Genomic DNA, 24895 nt, shown 5'->3' on the forward strand with positions numbered 1-24895 from the left:
GGGCGCTCAGCGTTGGATCTCGACCAGCAGCACCCACGCGTTCAACATCGACGTCACGAACACCAGCGCCATGGCCGCAGCCACGAGGTACAGGCCGACGACGGATCCCGCGATCACGAGAATGCCGCCCGCCAGCGCCAGCGCGACGGGCAGCACGCCCACGATCACCCGGAACAGACGCGTCGCCACCGCGGAGTGGTAGCTCGTGTCCGTGAGAACGCGTTGCGACATCAGCAGCGGTGGCGCGAGCGCGATCACACTGGCGACCACGATCTCGATGCCGAGCGCGGCATCCGTCTGCTTCGGGATCAGGCCGGCGATGGCCAGCACGAGGATGAGCACCATCGAGCTGATCGTCGCCGCGGCCCGGGACGGCAGCGTGCGCGACGCCAGGATCTCCTTGATCGTCACGCTCATCGCCACGATGATCAGACCTGCCAGTGCGGCGGCGGCACCGGCGACGGCGATGAAGAAGTCCCCCCACCCCTCCGTCACGGCGGGCGCCTACCGACCGTCGCGCACGGGGTTCGACAACGTCCCGATGCCGCTCACCGACACGTCCACCCGATCGCCGTCGATCAGCGGTCCCACGCCGGCGGGCGTGCCCGTCATGATGACGTCGCCGGGCAGCAGCGTCCACACGCTCGCTGCGTAGGCGACGAGCTCGGGGATGCCGTGGATCAGCTCCGCGATCCGTCCCGACTGGCGCACCTCGCCGTTCACGCTCGTCTCGATGGTGGCGGATGCCGCGTCGAACTCGGTCTCGATCACCGGCCCGAGCGGGCAGAACGTGTCGAATCCCTTGGCACGCGCCCACTGACCGTCGGAGCGCTGCAGGTCGCGGGCCGTCACGTCGTTTCCGATCGTGTAGCCGAAGACGGAGTCGAGGGCGTTCTCCTCGCTGACGCCCTTCGCGACCTTGCCGATCACCACGACCAGCTCGCCCTCGTGCTCGACGCGTGACGATTGCGGCGGCAGCACGATCGGATCGTCCGGCCCGATCACCGAGGTGTTCGGCTTGAGGAACATGAGCGGTGCCTCGGGCGGCTCCGACCCCATCTCGTGCGCATGCTCCCGGTAGTTGCGGCCGATGCCGATGACCTTGGACCGCGGCAGCACGGGAGCCAGCAGCGTGGCATCCGTGAGCTTGATCCGTTCACCCGTGGTGTCGTATCCGGCGTACATGGGGTCGCCTGCGAGCACGACCCACTCGCGCTCCTCTTCGTCGAGGATGCCGAATGCCAGCGCGCCGTCGTGGCTGAAGCGTGCGATCTTCACGGCGGGTCCTACGCGTCGAGCCGCACGAGCCAGCCGTGCTTGTCGTCTGCGCGGCCGTACTGGATGTCGGTGAGCTCCTGACGCAGCGAAAGCGCGAGCTCCTCGGACTCCGGGCCCTCGTGCACGATCTCGAAGTCGTCGGCCACGAGCCGGCCGATCGGCACCAGAACGGCGGCGGTGCCGCACGCGAAGGCGCCGACGATCTCACCGGACGCGGCGCCCGCACGCCACTCCGTGATGGTCACCGGTCGCTGCTCGACCGCGAGGCCGCGGTCTTCCGCCAGCTGCAGGATCGACTTGAGGGTGATGCCCTCGAGAATGGAGTCGGACTCCGGCGTCACGAGCGAACCGTCGCGGCGCACGAGCACCACGTTCATGCCGCCCAGCTCTTCGAGGTACTCACCGTCGAGATAGAGCACCTGCTCGCAGCCCTTCTCGTACGCCTCGGCCTGGGGAAGCAGGCTCGACGCGTAGTTGCCTCCGGTCTTCGCGGCGCCCGTTCCGCCCTTGCCGGCACGCGCGAAGCCCTGCGTGAGCGCGATGCTCACCGGCTGCACACCGTGGGCGAAGTAGGCGCCGGCCGGGCTCGCGATGAGGTAGTACGCCACCTTCTTGGCGGCACGCACGCCGAGGAACGCCTCCTTGGCGAACATGTAGGGCCGCAGGTAGAGGCTGGTCTCCGCCGCGTCGGGCACCCATGCGCCGTCGAGGGCGACGAGCTGACGCAGCGACTCGAGAAAGTACTCCGTCGGCAGCTCGGGCAGCGCGAGACGCTGGGCCGACCGCTGCATGCGCGCGGCGTTCTGGTCGGGCCGGAACGTGTGAATGGACCCGTCTGCGTGCCGGTACGCCTTCAGCCCCTCGAACACCTCCTGCGCGTAGTGCAGCACCGCGGCGGCCGGATCCAGCTGGATCGGCCCGTACGGGCTGACCCGCGGACGGTGCCAGCCGCCCTTCTCCGACCAGCAGATGTCGACCATGTGGTCGGTGAAGTGTTGGCCGAATCCCGGATTCGCGAGCACGGCCTCGCGCGCCTCCACCGATGCCGGCTCAGTGTTGCGGGTGATCTGCCAGAGCAGGCTGCCGGGCGCGGGCGGGTTCGAGATGTCGGTGAGCGGAATCGTCATGGCTTCCCCTTCGGAGCTTGTGGCGCATGCCGCAGCATCGCGCCGAGAAAAGGTTACGTCGGTACGCCGGTCAGGCGGAGACCCCGGCAGCGATGGCGTCACCGATCTGCTGCGTCGTGCGGGCCTGCGTGTCGCCGGTGGAACGCCGCTCGAGGTCGGCGGTGACGGCTGCGCGCACGCGGGCAGCGGCATCCTCGAGGCCCAGATGGTCGAGCAGGAGCGCCGTCGACAGGATGGCTGCTGTCGGGTCGGCCTTGCCCTGCCCCGCGATGTCGGGCGCGGAGCCGTGCACCGGCTCGAACATGCTGGGGAACGCGCCGTCCGGGTTGATGTTGCCGGAGGGCGCGAGTCCGATGCCGCCGCTGATGGCGCCGGCCAGATCGGTGATGATGTCGCCGAACAGGTTGTCGGTGACGATCACGTCGAACCGGCTCGGGTCGGTGACCAGGAAGATCGTGACGGCGTCGACGTGCAGGTAGTCGACGGCGACATCGGGATGCTCTGCCGCGACCTCGTCGACGACGCGCTTCCAGAGGCCCCCGGCATTCACCAGCACGTTCGTCTTGTGCACGAGTGTGAGCTTCTTGCGTCGCTTCTCGGCCTGCTCGAACGCGTAGCGCACGACGCGCTCCACACCGAACGCGGTGTTCACCGAGACCTCGTTGGCGATCTCGTGCGGGGTGCCGGCGCGGATCACGCCTCCGTTGCCCACGTAGGGCCCCTCTGTGCCCTCGCGCACGACCACGAAGTCGACGGCACCCGGCTCGGACAGCGGGCTCGTCACGCCGGGGAAGATGGTCGTCGGCCGCAGGTTGACGTACTGGTCCAGCGCGAATCGCAGCTTGAGCAGGAGTCCGCGCTCGATGTTCGCACCGGCGAGGCGCGGGTCGCCCGGCCTGCCGCCCACTGCCCCGAGCAGGATGGCATCGTGGCTCGCGACGGCCGAGAGATCGTCGTCGGTCAAGGTGTCGCCAGTGGCCAGGTAGCGGTCGGCCCCGAGCTCGAAGTAGGTCTTGTCGAACTGCACGTCGGCCGGATCGACAACGGCATCGAGCACCTTGACGGCCTCGGCGACGACCTCGGGACCGATTCCGTCGCCGGGGATGACGGCGAGCCTGACCTGACGGGACATGGGACTCCTTCGTGCGGGTGGCGCCGCCGCGCACAGACCTGCGCGGCGCGACCACGTTGGGATACCACAAGCGTATCGGCGAGCGCGGGCCGCTTACACCACGCGGGCCTCGGCGTCGAGCCCTGCCGCTTCTCGCGGGCTCGTTCCTACCCTGATCCGACGCGGGCACGGCCCGCGGCCTGCGCGGGTACCGACCCGCTCGGGCGAAACGACCGAGCGAAGGAGAAGCGCATGAGTCTCGGAGGCGGAATCTTCCTGATCGTCGTCGGTGCCATCCTGGCGTTCGCGATCAACGTCGACCTCGGCTGGATCGACCTGCACATGGTCGGCTACATCTGCCTGGTGGCCGGGGTGATCGTGACGATCCTGGGCATCGTGCTGATGACGCGCAAGCGCACATCGAAGGTGACCAGGAGCACGAGCGTCGACCCGAACACGGGCCGCAGGGTCGACACCACGCAGCGGGACGACCCGACCGACTACTGACCGTCAGCCGTGCGGCGGCCGATCTGCTCGTGTCAGAGGATGCCCGGCCCGGCTCAGATCCGCACCGTTCCGCTCACGATCGTGCGGGTGTCGCCGCCGATCCAGTGGCGGCCGTGTGCGTGTTCGACGTGCACGCGGCCGGCGCGGCCGAGAGCCGTGCCCTGCGCCGCGACGTAGGCGGCAGGCGCCCGCCCCGACCCGATGAGCCACATGGCCAGTCCGCCGTTCAGGCTGCCGGTCACGGGATCCTCGGGAATTCCGAACGCGGGCACGAAGCCTCGCACCTCGAAGTCCGTGTCCTGGCCGTCGGGCTGCGAGGCGACGACGCCGACCTTGAGATCGCCCATCGCCGCGAAGTCGGGAGCCAGGGCGAGCACGTCGGAAGCCGAACGCAGCAGCACGGCGAGCCATCCAGGGCCGTTGTCGACCCACTCGGCGGCCAGCACGTCGGTCTTCGCGATGCGCAGTGACGCCACGACCCTCTCGAGCGTCTCCTCATCGACCTTGCCGGAGCGCAGGAGCGGCGGCGCTGCGAAGGCGAGCCGATGCGCATCGCGGCGCAACTCGACGAGTCCCGCACCGCACTGCTGCACGACGCGATCGGCGTGCTCCGGCACACCGCCGGTCTTCAGCCACGCGTGCGCGCTGCCCAGCGTCGGATGCCCAGCGAACGGCAGCTCACCGCCCGGAGTGAAGATGCGCAACCGATAGTCGGCCGCCGGATCGCTCGGCGGCAGCAGGAACGTCGTCTCCGACAGGTTCGTCCAGCGCGCGAAACGCGCCATCTCGGCATCCGAGAGGCCGTCGCCGTCGATGACGACGGCCACCGGGTTGCCGAGCAGTGCGTCGGCGCCGAAGACGTCGACCTGCGCGAAGCGACGCTCCTTCCCGCCCATCCCGCCTACGCCTCCGTGATGTCGATCGCCTGCATCACGTCGGCGTCGATCGCCGCGCGCACCGACTCGAGGATGCCGTCGGGCACCGGCGAGTCGACGGTGAGCACGCTCAACGCGGAGCCGCCCGCCGTGGTGCGCGCGATCTGCATGCCTGCGATGTTGATGCCGGCTTCGCCGAACTCGCGGCCGTAGACCGCGACGATTCCCGGACGGTCCTCGTAGATCATCACGATCAGGTGCTGCGCGAGCGGAACCTCGACGTCGTATCCGTTGATGCCGACGATCTTCTCGATCTGCTTCGGGCCGGTCAGCGTGCCTGCGACGGAGATCTGCGATCCGTCGGCCAGCGCGCCGCGCAGGGTCAGCACGTTGCGGTAGTCCTCGCTGCCGGCATCCGTGAGCAGGCGCACCTCGATGCCGCGCTGCTCGGCGAGCAGCGGTGCGTTCACGTAGGAGACGTTCTCGCTGACGATGTTCGTGAAGATGCCCTTGAGCGCGGCGAGCTTGAGCACGCTCACGTCGTAGTCGACGAGCTCGCCGCGGATCTCCACGTCGACGCTCGTGATCGGGCTGTTCTTGGCCAGCCCGCTGAACACCTGGCCGAGCTTCTCGAGCAGCGGGATGCCGGGGCGAACGTACGGATCGATGACACCGCCCGCCACGTTCACCGCGTCGGGAACGAGCTCGCCCGACAGCGCGAGACGCACCGATCGCGCAACGGAGACGCCCGCCTTCTCCTGCGCCTCGTCGGTGGAGGCGCCGAGGTGCGGAGTGACCACGACGTTGTCGAGGCTGATCAACGGCGACTCCAGCGGAGGCTCGGTGACGAACACGTCGAGGCCGGCACCGGCGATGGTGCCGGTGGTGAGGGCACGGTACAGCGCGTCCTCGTCGATCAGGCCGCCGCGGGCGACGTTGACGACGTAGGCGCTCTTCTTCATCAGCGCGAGCTGGTCGTCGCCGATCATGCCGAGCGTCTCGGGGGTGCGCGGCATGTGGATCGTGACGAAGTCCGCGCGCTCGAGCAGCTCGTCGAGGCTCACGAGCTGCACGCCGAGCTGCTGTGCGCGCGCCGAGGTGACGTAGGGGTCGTACGCGATGATCGTCGTTCCGAACGCCTGCAGGCGTGCGGTGATCAGTGCGCCGATGCGGCCGAGGCCGATGATGCCGATGGTCTTCTCGTAGAGCTCGGTGCCCGTGTACTTCGAGCGTTTCCACTCCCCTGCGCTGAGCGAGGCGTTGCCCGCCGGGATGTGCCTGGCGAGCGAGAGGATGTGCCCGATCGTCAGCTCGGCGGCCGAGATGATGTTCGAGGTGGGCGCGTTCACGACCATGACGCCGGCCTGGGTGGCGGCCTTGATGTCGACGTTGTCGAGCCCGACGCCCGCGCGCGCGATGACCCTCAGCTTCGGCGACGCGGCGATCGCCTCGGCGTCCATCTTCGTCGCGGAACGGATCAGCACCGCGTCGGCGTCGGAGAGCGCCTCGAGCAGTGCGACACGGTCGGTGCCGTCGACACTGCGGATCTCGAAGTCGGGACCGAGGGCCTCGACGGTGGCGGGCGAGAGTTCTTCGGCGATCAGCACGACGGGTTTCGACACGAAAGTGACCCTTCGACGAGAGGTGAGCGGTGGGAGGCCTGGGCGGAAGTGCCCGCACGCCGCGGCCATCGAGGCGCGTTCGCCTCAACTTTAGCGGTCTCCCGATGCCGTTCTGCGCACATGAGCATGCGCACGGCGCAGCGCTCGGGCAGTCCGATCCCCGCCACCTCTATCGGTTCTCACTCACCGCCGGAGTCGCGCTGCTCGGGGTGGGTGCGACGACTCTCCTGCATACGCTCCTGCGCATATCGCCGGAGCTCGGGATCAGAAGACCGCTCCTGAGCCCGTGCCGCGTATTCGCGCTGCAGCCGCTTCTTTCGCTGGTTGTTGCTCTCCTGCACCACCGGTGTCGCTTCGACGATCGGCTTGGCCCTCGAAGGCCGCCCGAACGGTGGGGTACCGAGACCCCACCAGATGATGACCAGACCGATCACTCCCCAGATGAGAGGGCCTCCCCAGTTGGTGAACCAATCGGTGATCTGCGCTTGGGAGGGGTTGCCGGTGTCGTACCTGATCTGCAGAGTGGCTCCTCGCGATGGCGCCGTGCAGATCTGAACGTTGGAGACCGTGGCCGTCGCCTTCATTCCCTTCGAGGTCACGAAGGCGACGTGAGGGTCGTAAGCCCAGCCACCGCATCCCCCATGACCGGCGCCCTCCAGGTGGCGGCTGTATCCGACGACGGTCGCGGCGGTCGTCGCCGAGTGCGTGGCGAGCACAAGCTGTGCCCCGAGCATGACGGCCGCGTAGATGACGAGGATGGCCCCCACGGCAAGCATGCCGATCGTCAGGTAAAGCCCCCCGCGCGTGGCCGAGCGGTGTTCTTCATCCTCGTTCGGCGCAGCGGACTGCTGCCCTGCGCGATCCTCGCTCTTAGCGCTCATTCATTCGCCCCTCTTGTGCGCCGACTCCGGACGATCAGTCCGACTCCCGCAAGCGTAGAAGCCTCGAACCACGGGTTTATGACGTGACCGAGTCAGCGCACGAGAGCGTCTTCGGCGGCGCCGGCCGCGGCATCGGGACCTTCGTCAGGAATCCCGTCACGCAGGACGACAACCAGACTCACTGCCGGACAGCGAAACCCCTTCAGCAACACGCCCTAAGGTCGGGAACCATGCGAATCTTGCTTGCCGGCGGCGCCGGCGCGATCGGTCGTGAGCTCACCCCAGCACTGGTGGCGGCCGGACACGAGGTGTGGGCCACCAGCCGCTCGGCTGCCAAGGGAAGCGTCATCGCGGGGGCGGGCGGGCATCCACTGGTCATGGACGTCTACGACGTCGCGTCGATCGATGCGGCGTTCGAGGCGGCGCGGCCCGACGTGCTGCTGCACGAGCTGACCGACCTCGGCGAGTACGACGTCGCGGCGAACTCGCGCATCCGCATCGAGGGAACCTCCGCGCTTCTGGATGCCGCCGCCGGCCACGGTGTCGAACGGGTCATCGCGCAGAGCATCAGCTGGGTCGTCGCCGACGGAGACTCGCTCGCCGAAGAGACGGAGCCGCTGCGGCCCGGCATCGCGCCCGGAGCGCCGGAGCTCGAGCAGGCGGTGCTCGCTCAGCCGCACGGCGTCGTGCTGCGCTACGGCCAGTTCTACGGCCCGGGAACGTGGCGCAGTTCGCAGACGCCGGCCACTCCCGAAGCCCTTCGGCTCGCGCTCGCGCCGATGGCCGAGGTGAGCAGCTTCGTGCACGTGGCCGACGCGGCGGCGGCCACCGTACTCGCGCTGGGCTGGCCGGGCGGTGTCGTGAACGTCGTCGACGACGAGCCTGCGATCGCCGCCGAGTGGATGCCCGTGCTCGCCGCAGCCCTCGGAGCCCCGTCTCCCGAGGTCCCGGCCTCGCTCCCCCACGGACGCCCCATCTCGAACGCGCTGGCCCGCTCCCGCGGCTTCGCCCCGCGCTTCGCGAGCTGGCGCGAGGGATTCGTCTCCCCCGATGGCGGCGTCGTCAGAAGCGCGACGGCGCTCTGACGGGCCGCAGCGCGTAGTCAGCTGCTGAGGGCGCGCACCGCAGCGACCGCACGACGCACGGCTGCGGCGTCCGTCGTCTCGTACTCGGGATGCCCGCCGCCGGGCCCGCTCGCCGCTCCGGTCACGGTGTGGCGCGCCGAGAGATGCACGGCCTCGACCCCGGCCGCCGCGATCGCGGGGATCTGCCCGTCATCGATGCCGCCGCCCGCCATCACCTCGATGCGGTCGCCTGCCGCCTCGACCCAGTGCCGGAGCACCTCCACACCGTCGACCGCCCGAGGCGCGGTGCCCGAGGTGAGGATGCGGCGCACCCCGGCATCCGCCAGCGCGGGCACGGCGTCTGCCGCATCGGCGGCGACATCGATGGCGCGGTGAAAGGTGACGTCGAGGCCATCCGCTGCGGCGATGAGACCTGCCACGCCGGGCAGGTTGACTCGCTGCTGCCCGTCGAGGGCCCCGATCACGACCCCGCCTGCGCCGAGGGCGCGTGCGCGCCGAACGTCAAGGGCGATCAGATCGAGCTCTCCGGCCGAATAGTCGAAGCCGCCCGCCCGCGGCCTCACGAGAACATGCACGAAGGAATTCCGTCCGGCATCGCGGGCCAGCTCCCCCGCCCGCTCGATCAGTGCAGCACTCGGGGTCAGACCGCCCACACCCAGCGCCGTGCAGAGCTCGATGCGGTCGGCGCCTTCGCCGAGCGCGATGCGCACACCCTCGAGGTCTTGAACGGCGATCTCGATGGCGGGCTGGGGCATCCGGGAACTCCTGGGGATCTGTCGACGCGACCGAGCGTGCGCGCCGCGAATACCGTATCGGCTTTCGCACCGCGCAACGCCGCATGGAGCAACATGGCGCAGCAGACGGTGATCGGGCGGTTCTGCCCGCACGCGCAGAACCGCCGGCTGAGGCGCATGCCGGAAGCGCGCGTCCCGAAACCCGTCCATGGGATGCATGGGCTCGGTTTCGAGACGCGCCGCTTCGCGATGCTCCGGGGCCGGCGGTATCTGCCAGCGGTGATGCGCCAGCGAGCGACTTCGCCGTCCACACGGGCGCCGGCCTGGGGCCGGCACCCTATGAACGCAGTCGCCGTGCGACTACGCGGACGGTGGAGTCCGAGCGTCAGCGAGCGACTTCGCCGTCGACGTAGTCGTCGTCGTTCGACGAGTTCCACGCGAAGAGCTTGCGCAGCTCGCGGCCGGTCGACTCGATGGGGTGGTCTTCGCCCGCCTTGCGGTCGGCGAGGAACTCCGGCGCACCGGCATCCTGATCGGCGATGAAGCGCTCGGCGAACGCACCCGACTGGATGTCGTCGAGGATGCCCTTCATGGCCGCCTTGGTGTGCTCGTCGACGACGCGCGGGCCGGAGACGTAGTCGCCGTACTCCGCCGTGTCGGAGACGCTCCAGCGCATCTTGGAGATGCCGCCCTCCCAGATGAGGTCGACGATGAGCTTCATCTCGTGAAGCACCTCGAAGTAGGCGATCTCCGGCTGGTAGCCGGCGGCGGTCAGCGTCTCGAAGCCGGCCTGGATGAGGTGCGAAACCCCACCGCACAGCACGGCCTGCTCGCCGAAGAGGTCGGTCTCGGTCTCTTCGGTGAACGTGGTCTTGATGCCGCCTGCACGCAGTCCGCCGATGCCCTTGGCGTAGCTGAGGGCGAGCGGCCACGCGTTGCCAGTGGCGTCGTTCTCGACGGCCACGATCACGGGGACGCCGCGGCCCGCGACGTACTCGCGGCGCACGGTGTGGCCCGGCCCCTTCGGGGCGACCATGACGACGTCGACGCTGTCGGGAGCCGTGATGTAGCCGAACCGGATGTTGAAGCCGTGACCGAACACGAGGGCCTTGCCGGCCGAGATGTTCGGAGCGATGTCGTTCGCGTAGAGGTGGCGCTGCACCTGGTCGGGCGCGAGGATGACGATGACGTCGGCCCAGCTCGTGCCCTCGGCGGGCGTGACGACCTGGAAGCCGGCCTCCTGCGCACGCTGGGTGGACTTGGAGCCCTCCTGCAGACCGATGCGCACCTCGACGCCGGAGTCGCGCAGGTTCTGCGCGTGGGCGTGGCCCTGCGAGCCGTAGCCGACGACGAGCACCTTCTTGCCCTGGATGATCGTCAGATCAGCATCGTTGTCGTAGTAGATCTCAGCCATGGGGTGTTGTCTCTCCTTGTTGTGTGAGTCGGATGCCTCGCGCCGGTGCGGCGCGACGGCTAGTTCTTGAAGACGCGGTCGGTGATCGACTTCGAGCCGCGGCCGATGGCGAGCAGACCGGACTGCGCCATCTCCTTGATGCCGTAGGGTTCGAGCACCCGCAGCAGCGCCTCGGTCTTGCCGGTGTCGCCCGTCACCTCGATGACGAGCGCGTCGGTGGCCACGTCGACGACGCGAGCGCGGAACAGGTTCACGGCCTCGAGCACCTGCGATCTCGTCGTGTGGTCGACGCGCACCTTGATGAGCAGGTGCTCGCGCTGCACGGACTGATCGGTGTCGAGCTCCACGATCTTGATCACGTTGATCAGCTTGTTGAGCTGCTTGGTGACCTGCTCGAGCGGAGCATCCTCGACGTCGACCACCACGGTGATGCGGGAGAGCCCGGGCACCTCGCTCACGCCAACGGCGAGAGAGGAGATGTTGAAGCCCCGTCGGGCGAACAGGCCGGCGACCCTGGTGAGCAGACCTGCCTTGTCTTCGACGAGCAGGGACAGCACGTGTGTCGACATGGCTTACTCCTCTCCCCAGGTCGGTGCATGGTCTTTGGCGTATTGCACGTTCGAGTTGCTGACCCCCTGCGGCACCATGGGCCAGACCATCGCGTCGCGGCTCACGATGAAGTCGATGACGACCGGGCGGTCGTTCGTCTCCAGCGCCAGCTTGATCGCGTCGTCGATCTCCTCTTCTTTGGTGACGCGGATGCCCAGGGCACCGTACGCCTCCGCCAGCTTGAGGAAGTCGGGGATCATCGCCGTCTCGTGCCCGGTGTTGAGGTCGGTGAACGAGTGGCGGCCGTCGTAGAACAGCGTCTGCCACTGACGCACCATGCCGAGCGACGAGTTGTTGATGATGGCGACCTTGATCGGGATGTCGTTGATCGTGCAGGTGGCGAGCTCCTGATTGGTCATCTGGAAGCATCCGTCACCGTCGATCGCCCACACCACACGGTCGGGCTGCGACACCTTCGCGCCCATCGCTGCCGGCACCGCGTAGCCCATCGTGCCCGCACCGCCCGAGTTGAGGAATGCGTTCGGCCGCTCGTACTTGATGAACTGCGCTGTCCACATCTGGTGCTGACCGACGCCCGCGACGTACACGCCCTCCGGGCCGGTGAGCTCGCCGATGCGCTGAATGATCCCCTCCGGCGCGAGCAGGCCGTCGGTGGTCGGCGAGTAGCCGAGCGGGAACTGCGTGCGCAGCCCGTCGAGCTTGGCCCACCAGTCGCCGAGGTCGGGCTTGCCCACGGCTGCCACCTCGTGCTCGAACGCGGAGGTGAGATCGGCGATCACGTCTTTGGCATCGCCCACGATCGGAACGTCGGCGTGCCGGATCTTCGAGATCTCGGCCGGGTCGACGTCGACGTGCACGATCTTGGCGTGCGGAGCGAACTCCGACACCTTGCCGGTGACGCGGTCGTCGAAACGTGCGCCGAGCGAGATGATCAGGTCGGCGTCCTGCAGCGCGAGCACCGCGGCCACCGTTCCGTGCATGCCCGGCATGCCGAGGTGCTGCTTGTGGGAGTCGGGGAACGCCCCGCGTGCCATCAGCGTCGTGACCACGGGCGCACCCGTCTCTTCGGCGAGCACGAGGAGCTCGTCGGACGCCTCGGCCCGCACGACCCCGCCGCCCACGTAGAGCACGGGCTTGCTCGACTCCGCGAGCAGACGTGCCGCCGCGTGCACCTGCTTGCCGTGCGCTTTGGTGACCGGGCGATAGCCGGGCAGGTCGACGACGGGCGGCCAGCTGAACTCCATCAGGTTCTGCTGCGCGTCCTTCGTCACGTCCACGAGCACAGGACCCGGGCGACCGGTCGAGGCGATGTGGTAGGCAGCGGCGATCGTTGCGGGGATGTCCGCCGCATCCCTCACCAGGAAGGAGTGCTTCGTGATCGGCATGGTGATGCCGACGATGTCGGCCTCTTGGAAGGCATCGGTCCCCATCAGGGTGGAGAAGACCTGGCCCGTGATGAACAGGGTGGGCACCGAGTCCATGTGCGCGTCGGCGATGGCCGTCACGAGGTTGGTGGCGCCGGGGCCCGAGGTCGCGATGGCGACGCCGACCCTGCGCGATGCGCTGGCGTAGCCCTCCGCTGCGTGCCCGGCACCCTGCTCGTGGCGGACGAGGATGTGGCGGATGGCGTCCTGAGCCATCAGCTCGTCGTAGAACGGGATGACGGCGCCGCCGGGAATGCCGAAGACGTCGGTGACGCCGAGGTGCGCGAGCGAGCGGAGGATCGCGGCGGATCCGGTGATCAGCTCTGGTTTGGATGAGGTGTCGCCTGACCCGGCAGAGTGCACTGCCGACGTAGGCACGGCTCGAGGTTCCGTTGTCATGGGGGACGTCGCCCTTCGATGCGTGTCGGTGGATGTCTGTCGAACGCGAGAGCTACCCCGTGATCGCGCCTTCCGCTGCGGAGTGCACGAGCTTGGAGTATTTCGCGAGAACGCCACGGGTATAGCGCGGAGGTAGAGGCTCCCAGCCTTCCCGGCGGGAGGCCAGCTCGGACTCGTCGACAAGTAGGTCGAGCGAGCGAGCAGCGATATCGACCCGTATCAGATCACCATCGCGCACGAAGGCAATGGGACCAGCGTCCACTGCTTCGGGTGCTATGTGGCCGATGCACAGGCCGGTTGTGCCGCCTGAGAATCGTCCGTCTGTCAAGAGTAGTACATCCTTGCCGAGGCCCGCGCCCTTGATGGCGGCGGTGATGGCGAGCATCTCGCGCATGCCAGGACCGCCCTTCGGGCCCTCGTAGCGGATCACCACGACGTCCCCGTGGCCGATCTCGCCGCGGGTGAGGGCATCCATCGCCTCGCGCTCCCGCTCGAACACGCGTGCCGGTCCCTCGAAGACGGCGGCGTCGAAGCCGGCCGTCTTCACGACGGCGCCGTCTGGCGCGAACGTGCCCTTGAGAATTGTGAGTCCGCCGGTGGGGTGCAGCGGGTTGTCGAGCGTGTGCAGCACCTCGCCGTCGAGCGGCGCGGGGTCGAGCTCGGCGAGGTTCTCGGCCACCGTCTTGCCCGTGACGGTGATGCAGTCGCCGTGCAGCAGACCCGCGTCGAGCAGAGCCTTCATGAGCACCGGGATGCCGCCGTGCCGGTCGACGTCGTTCATCACGTACTTGCCGAAGGGCTTCATGTCGGCGATGTGCGGAACCTTGTCGCCGATGCGGTTGAAGTCGTCGAGCGTGAGCTCGACCTCCGCCTCGCGGGCGATCGCCAGCAGGTGCAGCACCACGTTGGTCGAGCCCCCGAGCGCCATCGCCACGGTGATGGCGTTCTCGAACGCCTCCTTGGTGAGGATGTCGCGCGAGGTGAGCCCGAGGCGCAGCATGTTCACGACGGCCTCACCGGAGCGGTGCGCGTAGTAGTCGCGACGACGGTCGGCCGAGGGCGGTGCCGCCGAGCCGGGGTAGCTCATGCCGAGCGCCTCGGCGACGGACGCCATGGTGTTGGCCGTGTACATGCCGCCGCAGGCACCCTCGCCAGGAGCAATCGCGCACTCGATGCGCTTGAGATCTTCGAGACTCATGGTGCCGGCCTTGCACGCGCCGACGGCCTCGAACGAGTCGATGATGGTGACGTCCTTCTCGGTGCCGTCGCTGAGCTTCACCCAGCCGGGAGCGATCGAGCCGGCGTAGAGGAACACCGATGCCAGGTCGAGGCGAGCGGCCGCCATGAGCATGCCGGGGATCGACTTGTCGCAGCCTGCCAGCAGCACGGAGCCGTCGAGCCGCTCGGCCATCATCACGGTCTCGACCGAGTCGCAGATCACCTCCCGCGAGACCAGCGAGAAGTGCATGCCCTCGTGACCCATCGAGATGCCGTCGGAAACCGAGACCGTGCCGAACTCGAGGGGGTATCCGCCCCCGCCGTGCACGCCTTCCTTCGCGGCCTGGGCGAGGCGGTCGAGCGAGAGGTTGCACGGGGTGATCTCGTTCCACGAGCTCGCGATGCCGATCTGGGGTTTGTCCCAGTCCTCGTCGCCCATGCCGACCGCGCGGAGCATCCCGCGGCTGGTGGTGGCCTCGATGCCGTCAGTGACGACGCGACTGCGCGGCTTCATGTCGATCTCTGGCATGCGTCGAGTCTATGACCGTTGGGATACCGCTTCTCACCGACGGCGCAGGCTGACGAGCTGGCTCAGAAGCCCAGCCACGGCATCGGGATCGGCGACGCGGAACCGAGCCCGCGTCTCCCCCTGGCCGACCTTGATTCCGATGTCATCGTGGCCCAGCGCGGCGAACCCGTCTTCGTCGGTCACGTCGTCGCCGGCGAAGAGCATGCCGGTGGCGTCGACGTGCCGTCGGAGCCGCTGGAGCCCGTCGCCTTTCGTGGCGTCGCGCACGGAGAACTCGAGGATGTCCTTGCCCGCCCTCTCGAGAAACGTTCCGCCGACCTCGCGGGCAGCGTCCCGCGCGGCCTCATCGGCGCGGGCTGCGGCCTCGGCGGGCACGCCCCTGGTGTGCAGTCCAAGACCGACCGGCTTGTGCTCGAGCTTCGAGCCCGGCGTGCGGGCGACGATGGCGTCGAGCCGAGCGGACAGCGCTGCGAGACGCGCCTGTTCATCGTCGTCGAGCCCGACGTCGACTGCGCCGCCTTCCAGTCGCACCTCCACACCGTGCGAGGCGATCAGGAGCACTTCGTCGTCGGCCTCCGTGACCCGCACGAGGTTCGCCAGCGGGCGACCGGAGACGAAAGCGAACCAGGTGTCGGGCATCCGTTCGAGCTCGGTCAGCGCCGCGCGCGCCTCAGGCAGCACGCGCGAGTCCGAGGGATTGTCGACGAGAGGGCTCACGGTGCCGTCGAAGTCGAGGGCGACGAGAAGGCGAGGCGTCGCGGCCAGCCGCGCGAGCGCATCCTTCAGCGCCTGCGCGTCGGCAGAAGTCGTCGCCACCGTCACCTCTCCGCCGTCGCGCTCTGCTCGTCGGACGACGTCGTCGGCGCCGTGCTCGAAGCCACGGTCTCCTCGTGTGCGCCGAAGTCGTCTTCGGCCGTGACGTGCCGTAACGCGTCGAAGAACGAGGCCGACCAGCGCTGCACGTCGTTGGTGAGCACCCTCTTGCGCAGGGCGCGCATGCGGCGGGCACGCTCGCGCTTGGGCATCTCGACCGCCTGCAGGATGGCCGCCTTCACGCCCTCGATGTCATGCGGGTTGACGAGAAGCGCTTGTTTGAGTTCGTCCGAGGCACCGGTGAACTCGCTGAGCACGAGCACGCCGTCGTTGTCGATCCTGCTGGCCACGTACTCCTTGGCGACGAGGTTCATGCCGTCCCGCAGCGCTGTGACGAGCATCACGTCGGCGGCGAGGTAGAGCGCCACCATCTCCTCGCGCGGATAGCCCTGGTGCAGATAGCTGATGGCGGTGTGGCTGATGGTGGAGTAGTCGCCGTTGATGCGTCCGACCGTGCGCTCCACCTCGTCACGCAGCTGCATGTAGGTGGCGACGCGCTCACGCGACGGGCTCGCCACCTGCACCAACGTGATGTCGTCGACGTCGAGCTCGTGGTCGCGCAGCAGCTCGCCGTACGCCTTGAGACGATGACGGATGCCCTTCGTGTAGTCGAGGCGATCGACGCCGAGCATGATCGTCTTCGGATTGCCCAGCTCCTCGCGAATCTGACGCGCCCTGGCCTGGATGTCCTCGCGTGCGGCGAGCTCCTGGTAACGCTGCGAGTCGATCGAGATCGGGAACTGTTTCGCCAGCACCGTGCGCACGCGTGTGCCGCGTCTGTTGGTCTTGACGTGCCGATGCTCGGTGTTCTCGCCGTCGGCGACGGGCACCTCGATCACGGAGCCACGGGTCTCGTAGCCGAAGAGGCGACGGACCGATCTGGTGAAGTTGCCGGCATCGGCCAGCCGCTGGAAGCCGATCACGTCGGCGCCGAGCACGCCCTCGACCACCTGCCTGCGCCAGGGAAGCTGCGCGTAAAGGCCGTATGCCGGGAAAGGAATGTGATCGAAGAAGCCGATCACGAGATCGGGCCGCGCGTCGCGCAGCATCTTCGGCACGAGCTGCAGCTGGTAGTCGTGCACCCACACGACGGCGCCCGGCGCAGCGACGGCGAGAGCGGCATCCGCGAACCGGCGGTTGACCTGCACGTAGGAGTCCCACCACTCGCGGTGGTAGCTCGGCGGGGCGATCACGTCGTGGTACAGCGGCCACAGGGGTGTCGTTGGAGAAGCCCTCGTAGTAGTACTCGACGTCTTGCGCGCTGAGCGAGACGGGAACGATGTCGATGCCGTCGGCGGTGAACGGGTCGAAATGGGCGTCGGGGATTCCCACCCACCCGATCCACACACCGTCTTCGCGCTTCATCACGGGCTCGAGCGCGGCGACGAGTCCACCGGGCGACGGACGCCAGACCGCGTCGGCTCCCTCTCCGGAGACGTGGTCGACGGGGAGGCGGTTGGAGACGATGACGAGATCGAACGAACGGGACTTCCTCGCTCGTCGCCGCTCGGAGGATTCGCGCCCCGCTGACTCGTCTGCTGACGCGCGGTGATCGGAGTTCGGAAGAATGAGCGCCTCCTCGCCTGGGTGCCGGTCGGCGACAAGAACGTTACCAGCCGGACATCCTCCGCACCGTGAGCTTGTGCACTGCCGCCATCCGGCGTTCACACGGCGCGCGTACGGTCGGTTCACGATGATCGCGATCGGTATGAGCACCTCATGCGTATACCCGCACTCGGTCGAGTCTGCCTTCGCCACGGCTGCGCACCTCGGCTTCGACGGCATCGAGGTCATGGTCTCCCGTGACCCCGGAACGCAGGATGCCGCCGCCCTGCTCGCCCTCTCGGCCCGCCACCGCCTGCCCGTGCTCTCCGTGCACGCGCCGGTGCTGTTCTTCACGCAACTCGTGTGGGGCCTCGACCCGCTGCACAAGCTCGAGCGGGCCGCGCTGCTGGCACGCGACGTCGGGGCGCCGACCGTCGTCGTGCATCCGCCGTTCCACTGGCAGCGACGCTACGCGCGCTCCTTCACGACGGCGATCCGGTCGATCGCCGACCGCACCGGCATCGAGCTCGCGGTGGAGAACATGTTCCCGTGGAACATCGGCGGACGGCGCAGAGCCGTCTACTCGCCCGGCTGGGATCCGCTGACAATCGACTGCGACGCGGCCACGCTCGACTTCTCCCACGCGGCGCTCGCCGGTCGTGACAGCCTGGAGCTCGCACTCCGTCTCGGCGAACGTCTTCGCCACGTGCACCTGTGCGACGGCAGCCGCTCGGTGTACGAGGGCGGCGTGCTCGACGAACACCTGGTTCCCGGCGACGGACGCCAGCCCGTCGCCGGAGTGCTGCGCCTGTTGGTTCGACGCGGGTGGAAGGGCAGCGTCGTCGCTGAGGTCGCCTCTCACGGGCGAAGCCGCGCGGAACGCGACGAACGTCTCGCGCGCACACTCTCGTTCGCCAGAGAGACGCTGGCCGCGTCGAGTCGACGCGATGATTCGCAACGGAGCGATCGCCGGGTACGGTGAGATGGTGCCGAGGGGGATGAGATGCGCAAATACCTTCTGAACTGGGGCGTGGTGAGTGCCGCTCTCGGCGTGGTCTCCGTCATTCAGACCACGCGGGAGGGCCGTCGCGACTGGCGCCTGATCCTCGTGTGGGCGGGATGGGCGTTGTCCCTCGTCGTCGCCGTGACGAGCGTGCACGACCGCTCGAAAGAACTGTCGACCGAGCACTGAAGCACCTCGACGGCAGGTAGACCGGCCGCTCCATCGACGCGGTGCGGCGTGTCCTTTGTTCGTGTCGTCGTGCATCCCCCAGACTGGGAGCACGGGGGTCAGTGTCAGCAGCGAAGGAGTCGTGCGTCATGTTCGGTCGTCGGAGGCATGCCGCGCAGGCAGCCCCCATTGTCGCGGTCGCCGAGGTCGCGGCTCCGCTCCCTCGCCTCGCAGAAGAGCAGATCTTCGAGCTGGTGCATTCACGCGTCGCTGCTGCGATCGGGGAGTCGGGCGAATGGGTCGTGCGGCGCCGCACCGACGGCGACACCGACGAACTCTTCCGTGCCGTGCTCGCTCATCAGGTCGCCCTCGAGGTGACGGCAGCGCTGCGCGACGCACAGCTCAAGCTCGACGCCGGTGAAGAGCCGGCGGCCCAACCCGCACTGGCCGCCCCTCCCCTGCCATCGCCCGCACCCGTGAACGACGATGCACCGGTAGCGGAGCCCGCGGTCGTGGAAGCGGAGCCGGTCGTGACCACGCCCGTGCTCGCATCCGTCGAAGGCGACGAGGCGGATGCTTCCGGCCGCAGCACAGAGGCGGTCACGACCCAGCCGCTCGAAATGACAGATCACGCGCCGTCGCACCGCCACGACGAGCCGGAGGGCGATGACGAGGCGGTGCTCGACGAGGACTCCCTCGCCCTGCAATGGGAGCCCGCGCCGATCACCACCTGGACCGATCTCAAGTGGCCCGTCACCGAGCCGCTGGCCACCATCGTGGCCAGACAGGCCGTCGCGCAGAACAGCTGACTCCTCGCGCCAGTTCCGGGTCGCGGCCTCGTCAGACCCGCAGCAGTGAGCGAAGCGTCTGGATGGTGTCCGCCTCATCGGCTCGCTTGTCGTCCCGGTAGCGCTTGACGCGGGCGAACCGCAACGCGATTCCGCCCGGGTAGCGCGGGGATGCCTGCACCCCGTCGATCGCGATCTCCACCACCGTCACCGGCTCGACCCACACCGTTCCACGGGTTCTGCGCACCTCGAGCTGCGTGAAGCGTTCCGTCTGCCAGCTGAGCAACTCGTCGGTGAGACCCTTGAACGTCTTGCCGACCATCACGAACCCGCCTGGATCGCCGAACTCGCCTGTCGGATCGTAGGCACCGAGGTGCAGGTTGGAGAGCCAGCCCTGTCGACGGCCCGACCCCCATTCGCACGCCAGCACGACGAGGTCGTACGTGTGCACGGGCTTCACCTTCACCCAGCCCGAGCCGCGCCTGCCTGCCGTGTACGGGGCGTCGGACGCCTTGACCACGACGCCCTCGTGCCCCTGGGCGAGCGCCTCGAGCGAGAACGCCTCGGCGACCGCCGGATCCTCCGTCGTCACACCGGGGATGGTCAAGTCCGGCGCGACGCGCAGCAGTTCGGCCCGGCGCTGCGACTGCGGCTCGTCGAGCAGGTCGCGGCCGTCGAGGTGGAGAAGGTCGAAGAACCACGGTCGCAGAAGCGCCTCGCGGGCCGCGTCTGCTCCGAACCGCGACATCGTCTGCTGGAACGGGCGCGGAACACCCGCTTCGTCGAGCGTCAGCGTCTCACCGTCGAAGATCGCCGTCTGCAGTTCAAGCCGACGCACCGCATCGACCACCTCGGGCACACGGTGCGTGATGTCGGCGAGACTGCGCGTGAACACGTGCACCTCGTCGCCGTCGCGGTGCACCTGGATGCGCGCCCCGTCGAGCTTGTACTCGACCGAGGCCCCACCCGTCGCTTCGAGCGCCTCGGAGACGGTCGCGGCGGATGCCGCCAACATCGGTCGCACCGCGACTCCCACGCGAAGCGAGACGTCGGCGAGCGCCGCGGCATCGGGGCCGAGGGCGAGAGCTGCCGTGGCGGCGAGGCTGCCCGACAGCATGGCCGCCCGGCGCACCTGCGCCACGGGAACGCCCGTCGCCGCGGCGATCGCATCGATCAACACGCCCTCCAGGGCGCCGGTGCGCATCTCGCCGAGAAGCACGTGCACCAGAAACCGCTGCTCGTCAGCCGCCGCGCGGACCATCAGGCCGGCGAGCATGTCGGCGCGCGTGGCGGCTGAGCCGTTGCCCGACACCGCGGCCAGGCGTTCGAAGGTCTCGTCGACCTCGAGCAGCGTGAGCGCGGGAACGGCCACCGGAGCGACATCGATCCCTGCGGCAGAGCGCCAGCCCACGCCGAGACGCCCCTGCCGCGGACCGCCGAGCAGCAGGCCGACGGCGATGACCACCTCATCGGGTGCCAGACGCGAGAGGAGCGCGGCGAGGGCATCCACTTTCGCCAGCCTCGACCGCGTCGCCGCGACGGCCTGCGAGGTGACGACCAGCTCGTTCAACAGCACCGGCACAGTCTCCCGCTCACCGCCGACAGGCGGGTCCATGTCACAGGCCGCGGCCGGTCTGCGGTCAGGGGATGACCGACCAGTCCGCGGGCCCTTCCGAGCCCGCGGCGTAGTCGTCGAGCGGTACGTCGCCGTCACGCCACGCCTTCAGCACCGGCGCGACGATGCGCCAGCATTCCTCTGCCGTGTCGCCGCGCACCGAGAGGGCGGGGTCGCCGTCGAGGACTCCGGCGAGAACCTCGCCATAGGCGAGCAGGCTGCCCGGCCCGAAGTCGGCGTGCAGCTCGCTGCGCGAGAGGTAGCGCGGGTTGCCCGGTCCGTTCGTGTTGACCTCGAGCACCATCTCGTCAGGCCCGAGCTTGATGCGCAGCTGCGAGGGATGCGCGACCCCGCGCAGCCCCGTCGGAACGTGGTGCGCCTGCCGGAAGGTCAGCACGATCTCGTGCCGCAGCGTGCCGATCGCCTTTCCCGACCGCAGAGTGAAGGGCACGCCGGACCAGCGCCAGTTGCCGACGGCGAACGTCACCTGGGCGAGGGTCTCCGTGCCCTGCGCCGGGTCGACGCCCTGCTCGTCGACGTAGTCGGGCAGCGTGCGGCCGTCGATCGTGCCGCTCGTATACCTGCCGCGATGGCTCGCAGCCACCGCGTCGTCGTCCCACACCTTGGTGGCACGGAGCACGAGTTCCTTGGCGTCGCGCAGATCGGCGGCGCTCATGGTCGACGGCGGCTCCATCGCCACGACCGCCATCACCTGCAGGAGATGGCTCTGGATCATGTCGACAAGGGCTCCGGCGTGGTCGTAGTAGCCCGCTCGGCCCTCCAGGCCCAGCTGCTCGTCGAAGACGATGTCGACGCGCTCGACGTGTTCCGTGCTCCAGAGCGGCTCGAAGATGCGGTTCGCGAAGCGGAGCCCGAAGAGGTTCTGCACCGTCGAGTTGCCGAGGAAATGGTCGATGCGGTGCACGTGATCCTCGGGCACGAGCGCGGTGAGTCTGCGATTCAGTGCCGCAGCGCTGCGCTTGTCCGTGCCGAACGGCTTCTCGAGGGCGAGCCGCAGGTCTTCCGGCAGCTCGATCTGCGCGAGGGCTGCGCAGACATCCTTCGTCACCGCCGGCGGCAGGGCGAAGTACAGGGCTGGAGTGCCCTCCGCTGCCCCGAGCAGCTCTTTCAGGGCGTCGGGTTTCGTGACGTCGGCCGACGTGAAGCGTGTCGAGGAGAGCAGGTCGTCGACGGAGTCACCGGATGCCTTCACCGTCGCGAACGACTTGCGCACGACGCTACGCCAGTGCGCCGTGGTCCAGTCGGAGGTGCCGACGCCCACCAGCTCGAGACGCCGCTGCGGTTCACGTGTCAGCAGCTGCCCCAACGCCGGAAGCAGAAGACGAGAGGTGAGATCACCGGTCGCCCCCAGGATGATCAAAGTCCGTACAGCCTCAGCCATGCCTTCCACGCTACCTGCGAGGATGGCGAAATGGCGTTGGCGATAGAGGACTATGCACTCATCAGCGACTGTTACACGGGGGCACTCGTCGGCAGGGATGGCAGCATCGACTGGCTCTGCCTGCCTCGTTACGACTCCCCGTCGATCTTCGGGTCTCTGCTCGGCACCCCCGACCACGGGCGATGGCTGGTCGCTCCCACCGACCCCGATGCGCGGGTCGAGCGGCACTATCGTGGCGAGTCGTTCATCTTGCAGACCACCTGGACCACGTCGACCGGGGTCGTCGAGGTGGTGGACGTGATGCCGCGCAATGACGACCGCGCCGACGTCGTTCGTCGCATCAGAGGCGTCTCGGGTCACGTCGAGATGCGCGTCGAGCTGCGCATGCGGTTCGGCTATGCGACGAGCGTGCCGTGGGTGCAGCAGATGCACGACGCCAAGCACACCCTGCAGGCCGTCGCCGGACCCGACGCCCTCGTGGTGCGGGGCGTCGAACTGACCCCGACCGACCACGTGCACGAGGGCATCTTCACCGTGCGCGAAGGCGAGGTCGTCGACCACAGCCTCACCTGGTATCCGTCTCACCAGGCGGTTCCCGAGCCGATCACGGCGGCCTCTGGCATCCGCACCACCGAGAAGCTCTGGAATGATTGGGCCTCGACGTTCCGGCATCGCGGCGGCTACTCCGACGAAGTGCTCCGCTCGCTCCTGGTGCTTCGCGCGCTGACCAACACCGACACCGGCGGCGTCGCCGCCGCCGCAACCACGTCACTGCCAGAGCAGTTCGGCGGCACCCGCAACTGGGACTATCGCTACGTCTGGCTTCGGGATGCCTCGCAGACCCTGAGCGCGCTCATCGCGCACGGCTACGTCGAGGAGGTCTCGAGCTGGCGCTCGTGGCTGCTGCGGGCGCTGGCCGGCGATCCCGCCGACGTGCAGATCATGTATGGGCTCGGCGGAGAACGGTTCCTTCCGGAGTACGAGTTGGACTCGCTGCCGGGATATCACGGCGCCTCCCCCGTGCGCATCGGCAACGGAGCGGCGAAGCAGTTCCAGGCCGATGTCATCGGCGAGGTGATGATCGCGCTGCACGACGCGCGGCTGGCGGGCATCGAGGAGAACGCGTTCTCGTGGTCGCTGCAGCGCGCCCTGATGGGCAGGCTCGACGAGGTGGCGCACAAGCGCGATCAGGGCATCTGGGAGATCCGCGGGCCGGCGAGGTCGTTCACGCACTCGCGCGTGATGGTCTGGGCGGCCTACGACCGAGCCGTGCGAGCCTCCGAGGAGTTCGGCCTCGAGGGTCCCGTGCAGCACTGGAGAGACCAGCGCGCGGCGCTGCGAGACGAGATCGAGCGACACGGCTACGACAGGCGCCGCAACACGTTCACCCAGCACTACGAGACCGCCGAGGTGGATGCCGCGCTGCTGCAGCTCTCCCAGGTCGGTTTCGTGGCTCCCGACGACCCGCGCATGCTCGGCACGGTGCAGGCCATCGAGGAGGACCTGATGCAGCACGGCCTGCTGCTGCGCTACCGCTCGACGGAGCAACTCGACGGGCTGCCGGCGGGCGAGCATCCCTTTCTCGCCTGTTCGTTCTGGCTGGTCGAGCAATATGCGCGCGCCGGACAGCTGGATGCCGCGAACACCCTCATGCACAAGCTGTGCGGCCTCGCCAACGACGTGGGCATGCTCAGCGAGGAGTACTCCCCCGCTTCAGGACGCCAGGCGGGCAACACCCCGCAGGCGCTCTCCCATCTGGCGCTCGTGCGGGCGGCGGATGCCATCGCACGGGCAGAGGGACACGGCGACGCGATCGTCGGCGGCGGCAGCCCGTCGCGCCGCATCGGTGAGCCCGACTGACGTGAGACGCACGACGTGCCGCGGCCCACGCTCGAGCTGATCGGAAGGGCCGGCGGCTGGCCCGTGCGCACGGCCGCACCGTAGGCTGGCAGGATGCCCGATGCACCTGCGCCGTATCGCGATCCGCACGAATACGACCACCGGCATTCGGATGTCTCGGGCGGCTGGCTGCGCGCCGCCGTGTTCGGCGCGATGGACGGCCTCGTCACCAACATCGCCCTCATCGCGGGCATCGGCGCCGCCGGGGCATCGCGCGGCACGATCATCCTCACGGGGCTCGCGGGCCTCGTGGCCGGCGCGTTCTCGATGGCACTCGGCGAGTACACCTCGGTCACCACGCAGAACGAACAGGTCGACAAAGAGGCTGCGGTGGAGCGCGGTGCCCAGGTGCGCAACCCGCAGGGCGAGATGCACGAGCTCTCCGGCATGTTCCAGGAGATGGGCATGTCGGCCCAGACCGCTGAGCGGGCGGCCGCCGAGGTGCACGACAACCCGGAGCGGGCCGTGCGCGTGCACATCACGCAAGAGCTCGGCGTCGACCCCGAGTCGAAGCCGTCGCCGTGGATCGCCGCGGTCTCCTCGTTCGTGATGTTCTCGCTCGGGGCGGTGATCCCGCTGTTGTCGTTCCTCTTCGGCTCATCGCAGCTCTGGCTGGGACTCACGGTCGGCGGCGTCGGGCTGCTGATCGCGGGTGCGTTCGCCGCCTACTTCACCGGCAAGGCGTGGTGGCGCGGAGCGATCCGGCAACTGCTCTTCGGCGCCATCGCCGTTGCCGCGACGTATCTGGTCGGTCATCTGCTCGGCGTGCAGGCCGGCTGATCCGTCGCATTCATGCGGACGGCGGGCCCCCGCCGAGAGCCGCCGACA

Annotated in this window: 22 protein-coding genes and 1 pseudogene; 7 read left to right on the top strand and 16 right to left on the bottom strand. The window is 68.8% G+C overall.

Annotation, left to right across the window (positions count from 1 at the left end):
- Positions 1-6: 6 nt before the first annotated feature.
- From FPZ11_RS05030 to FPZ11_RS05045, 4 genes are all read right to left on the bottom strand, one after another.
- Positions 7-495 (bottom strand): hypothetical protein, encoded by a 489-nt coding sequence (locus tag FPZ11_RS05030; RefSeq protein WP_146318897.1) that lies wholly within the window; start codon positions 493-495, stop codon positions 7-9.
- A 9-nt stretch (positions 496-504) separates the two neighbouring features.
- Positions 505-1278, bottom strand: a complete 774-nt coding sequence (locus tag FPZ11_RS05035; protein ID WP_146318899.1) for a fumarylacetoacetate hydrolase family protein — start codon at positions 1276-1278, stop codon at positions 505-507.
- Positions 1279-1286: 8 nt separating this feature from the next.
- Positions 1287-2405, bottom strand: coding sequence for a branched-chain amino acid aminotransferase (locus FPZ11_RS05040; RefSeq protein WP_146318901.1), 1119 nt, complete (start codon positions 2403-2405; stop codon positions 1287-1289).
- Between the two features lie 70 nt (positions 2406-2475).
- Positions 2476-3537 (bottom strand): 3-isopropylmalate dehydrogenase, encoded by a 1062-nt coding sequence (locus FPZ11_RS05045; protein ID WP_146318903.1) that lies wholly within the window; start codon positions 3535-3537, stop codon positions 2476-2478.
- A 231-nt stretch (positions 3538-3768) separates the two neighbouring features.
- Between FPZ11_RS05045 and FPZ11_RS05050 the strand changes: the two genes are divergently transcribed.
- Positions 3769-4023 (top strand): DUF6458 family protein, encoded by a 255-nt coding sequence (locus FPZ11_RS05050; protein ID WP_146318905.1) that lies wholly within the window; start codon positions 3769-3771, stop codon positions 4021-4023.
- A gap of 53 nt (positions 4024-4076) precedes the next feature.
- Here FPZ11_RS05050 and FPZ11_RS05055 read toward each other — a convergent pair whose 3' ends face one another.
- The 3 genes from FPZ11_RS05055 to FPZ11_RS05065 all read right to left on the bottom strand — a co-directional run bounded on the left by FPZ11_RS05055 (position 4077) and on the right by FPZ11_RS05065 (position 7401).
- The gene (locus tag FPZ11_RS05055) at positions 4077-4919 is read right to left on the bottom strand and encodes a PhzF family phenazine biosynthesis protein (RefSeq protein ID WP_146318907.1); all 843 of its coding nucleotides are present in this window, start codon (positions 4917-4919) and stop codon (positions 4077-4079) included.
- Positions 4920-4924: 5 nt separating this feature from the next.
- Positions 4925-6520: a phosphoglycerate dehydrogenase gene (gene serA, locus FPZ11_RS05060; RefSeq protein WP_146318908.1), complete on the bottom strand. Its 1596-nt coding sequence runs from the start codon at positions 6518-6520 to the stop codon at positions 4925-4927.
- Between the two features lie 179 nt (positions 6521-6699).
- Complete coding sequence (locus tag FPZ11_RS05065; RefSeq protein WP_146318909.1) at positions 6700-7401, bottom strand: DUF3592 domain-containing protein; 702 nt, start codon at positions 7399-7401, stop codon at positions 6700-6702.
- Positions 7402-7631: 230 nt separating this feature from the next.
- Between FPZ11_RS05065 and FPZ11_RS05070 the strand changes: the two genes are divergently transcribed.
- Positions 7632-8486, top strand: coding sequence for an NAD-dependent epimerase/dehydratase family protein (locus FPZ11_RS05070; RefSeq protein ID WP_146318910.1), 855 nt, complete (start codon positions 7632-7634; stop codon positions 8484-8486).
- Between the two features lie 17 nt (positions 8487-8503).
- Here FPZ11_RS05070 and FPZ11_RS05075 read toward each other — a convergent pair whose 3' ends face one another.
- The 7 genes and pseudogenes from FPZ11_RS05075 to FPZ11_RS05105 form a co-directional block, all read right to left on the bottom strand.
- Positions 8504-9241, bottom strand: coding sequence for a copper homeostasis protein CutC (locus tag FPZ11_RS05075; protein WP_146318911.1), 738 nt, complete (start codon positions 9239-9241; stop codon positions 8504-8506).
- A gap of 364 nt (positions 9242-9605) precedes the next feature.
- The gene (ilvC, locus tag FPZ11_RS05080) at positions 9606-10634 is read right to left on the bottom strand and encodes a ketol-acid reductoisomerase (protein ID WP_146318912.1); all 1029 of its coding nucleotides are present in this window, start codon (positions 10632-10634) and stop codon (positions 9606-9608) included.
- Between the two features lie 59 nt (positions 10635-10693).
- Entirely contained in the window at positions 10694-11203 is a 510-nt protein-coding gene (ilvN, locus tag FPZ11_RS05085; protein ID WP_146318913.1) for an acetolactate synthase small subunit, read from the bottom strand.
- Positions 11204-11206: 3 nt separating this feature from the next.
- Complete coding sequence (locus tag FPZ11_RS05090) at positions 11207-13027, bottom strand: acetolactate synthase large subunit (protein WP_146318914.1); 1821 nt, start codon at positions 13025-13027, stop codon at positions 11207-11209.
- 52 nt (positions 13028-13079) lie between these two features.
- Positions 13080-14774 (bottom strand): dihydroxy-acid dehydratase, encoded by a 1695-nt coding sequence (gene ilvD, locus FPZ11_RS05095; RefSeq protein ID WP_146318915.1) that lies wholly within the window; start codon positions 14772-14774, stop codon positions 13080-13082.
- 33 nt (positions 14775-14807) lie between these two features.
- Positions 14808-15590: a trehalose-phosphatase gene (gene otsB / locus FPZ11_RS05100; RefSeq protein ID WP_246846542.1), complete on the bottom strand. Its 783-nt coding sequence runs from the start codon at positions 15588-15590 to the stop codon at positions 14808-14810.
- 2 nt (positions 15591-15592) lie between these two features.
- Positions 15593-17012 (bottom strand): annotated as a pseudogene (locus FPZ11_RS05105) (alpha,alpha-trehalose-phosphate synthase (UDP-forming)).
- A gap of 328 nt (positions 17013-17340) precedes the next feature.
- Here FPZ11_RS05105 and FPZ11_RS05110 point away from each other — a divergent pair.
- The 3 genes from FPZ11_RS05110 to FPZ11_RS05120 all read left to right on the top strand — a co-directional run bounded on the left by FPZ11_RS05110 (position 17341) and on the right by FPZ11_RS05120 (position 19172).
- Positions 17341-18174, top strand: coding sequence for a sugar phosphate isomerase/epimerase family protein (locus tag FPZ11_RS05110; RefSeq protein ID WP_146318917.1), 834 nt, complete (start codon positions 17341-17343; stop codon positions 18172-18174).
- A 21-nt stretch (positions 18175-18195) separates the two neighbouring features.
- Positions 18196-18384 carry a hypothetical protein gene (locus FPZ11_RS05115; RefSeq protein WP_146318918.1) on the top strand — a complete coding sequence of 63 codons (189 nt, stop codon included), beginning with the start codon at positions 18196-18198 and terminating at the stop codon, positions 18382-18384.
- Between the two features lie 128 nt (positions 18385-18512).
- Positions 18513-19172 (top strand): hypothetical protein, encoded by a 660-nt coding sequence (locus tag FPZ11_RS05120; protein ID WP_146318920.1) that lies wholly within the window; start codon positions 18513-18515, stop codon positions 19170-19172.
- A gap of 31 nt (positions 19173-19203) precedes the next feature.
- On the opposite strand, the gene FPZ11_RS05125 is transcribed toward FPZ11_RS05120, so the two are convergent.
- Together FPZ11_RS05125 and FPZ11_RS05130 are read right to left on the bottom strand one after the other, a co-directional pair.
- Positions 19204-20727, bottom strand: coding sequence for an ATP-dependent DNA ligase (locus FPZ11_RS05125; protein ID WP_146318922.1), 1524 nt, complete (start codon positions 20725-20727; stop codon positions 19204-19206).
- A 64-nt stretch (positions 20728-20791) separates the two neighbouring features.
- Entirely contained in the window at positions 20792-22168 is a 1377-nt protein-coding gene (locus tag FPZ11_RS05130) for a glucose-6-phosphate dehydrogenase (protein ID WP_210415957.1), read from the bottom strand.
- 30 nt (positions 22169-22198) lie between these two features.
- Here FPZ11_RS05130 and FPZ11_RS05135 point away from each other — a divergent pair, with 30 nt between their 5' ends.
- Both FPZ11_RS05135 and FPZ11_RS05140 read left to right on the top strand, forming a co-directional pair.
- Entirely contained in the window at positions 22199-24028 is a 1830-nt protein-coding gene (locus tag FPZ11_RS05135; RefSeq protein WP_146318926.1) for a glycoside hydrolase family 15 protein, read from the top strand.
- A gap of 93 nt (positions 24029-24121) precedes the next feature.
- Positions 24122-24847 (top strand): VIT1/CCC1 transporter family protein, encoded by a 726-nt coding sequence (locus FPZ11_RS05140; protein ID WP_146318928.1) that lies wholly within the window; start codon positions 24122-24124, stop codon positions 24845-24847.
- Positions 24848-24895 lie beyond the last annotated feature (48 nt).

Source organism: Humibacter ginsenosidimutans, assembly GCF_007859675.1.
In the GTDB taxonomy this organism is placed as follows: Bacteria; Actinomycetota; Actinomycetes; order Actinomycetales; family Microbacteriaceae; genus Humibacter; species Humibacter ginsenosidimutans.

Excerpts from the sequence above, each read along its gene's own strand:
- FPZ11_RS05135 (WP_146318926.1), top strand. The coding sequence starts at position 22,199 with ATGGCGTTGGCGATAGAGGACTATGCACTCATCAGCGACTGTTACACG.
- FPZ11_RS05110 (WP_146318917.1), top strand. The coding sequence starts at position 17,341 with ATGATCGCGATCGGTATGAGCACCTCATGCGTATACCCGCACTCGGTC.
- FPZ11_RS05140 (WP_146318928.1), top strand. The coding sequence starts at position 24,122 with ATGCCCGATGCACCTGCGCCGTATCGCGATCCGCACGAATACGACCAC.
- FPZ11_RS05050 (WP_146318905.1), top strand. The coding sequence starts at position 3,769 with ATGAGTCTCGGAGGCGGAATCTTCCTGATCGTCGTCGGTGCCATCCTG.
- ilvD (WP_146318915.1), bottom strand. The coding sequence starts at position 14,774 with ATGCCAGAGATCGACATGAAGCCGCGCAGTCGCGTCGTCACTGACGGC.
- FPZ11_RS05040 (WP_146318901.1), bottom strand. The coding sequence starts at position 2,405 with ATGACGATTCCGCTCACCGACATCTCGAACCCGCCCGCGCCCGGCAGC.
- FPZ11_RS05090 (WP_146318914.1), bottom strand. The coding sequence starts at position 13,027 with ATGACAACGGAACCTCGAGCCGTGCCTACGTCGGCAGTGCACTCTGCC.
- FPZ11_RS05130 (WP_210415957.1), bottom strand. The coding sequence starts at position 22,168 with ATGGCTGAGGCTGTACGGACTTTGATCATCCTGGGGGCGACCGGTGAT.
- FPZ11_RS05120 (WP_146318920.1), top strand. The coding sequence starts at position 18,513 with ATGTTCGGTCGTCGGAGGCATGCCGCGCAGGCAGCCCCCATTGTCGCG.
- FPZ11_RS05045 (WP_146318903.1), bottom strand. The coding sequence starts at position 3,537 with ATGTCCCGTCAGGTCAGGCTCGCCGTCATCCCCGGCGACGGAATCGGT.
- ilvN (WP_146318913.1), bottom strand. The coding sequence starts at position 11,203 with ATGTCGACACACGTGCTGTCCCTGCTCGTCGAAGACAAGGCAGGTCTG.
- FPZ11_RS05070 (WP_146318910.1), top strand. The coding sequence starts at position 7,632 with ATGCGAATCTTGCTTGCCGGCGGCGCCGGCGCGATCGGTCGTGAGCTC.
- ilvC (WP_146318912.1), bottom strand. The coding sequence starts at position 10,634 with ATGGCTGAGATCTACTACGACAACGATGCTGATCTGACGATCATCCAG.
- FPZ11_RS05115 (WP_146318918.1), top strand. The coding sequence starts at position 18,196 with ATGCGCAAATACCTTCTGAACTGGGGCGTGGTGAGTGCCGCTCTCGGC.
- FPZ11_RS05055 (WP_146318907.1), bottom strand. The coding sequence starts at position 4,919 with ATGGGCGGGAAGGAGCGTCGCTTCGCGCAGGTCGACGTCTTCGGCGCC.
- FPZ11_RS05075 (WP_146318911.1), bottom strand. The coding sequence starts at position 9,241 with ATGCCCCAGCCCGCCATCGAGATCGCCGTTCAAGACCTCGAGGGTGTG.
- FPZ11_RS05065 (WP_146318909.1), bottom strand. The coding sequence starts at position 7,401 with ATGAGCGCTAAGAGCGAGGATCGCGCAGGGCAGCAGTCCGCTGCGCCG.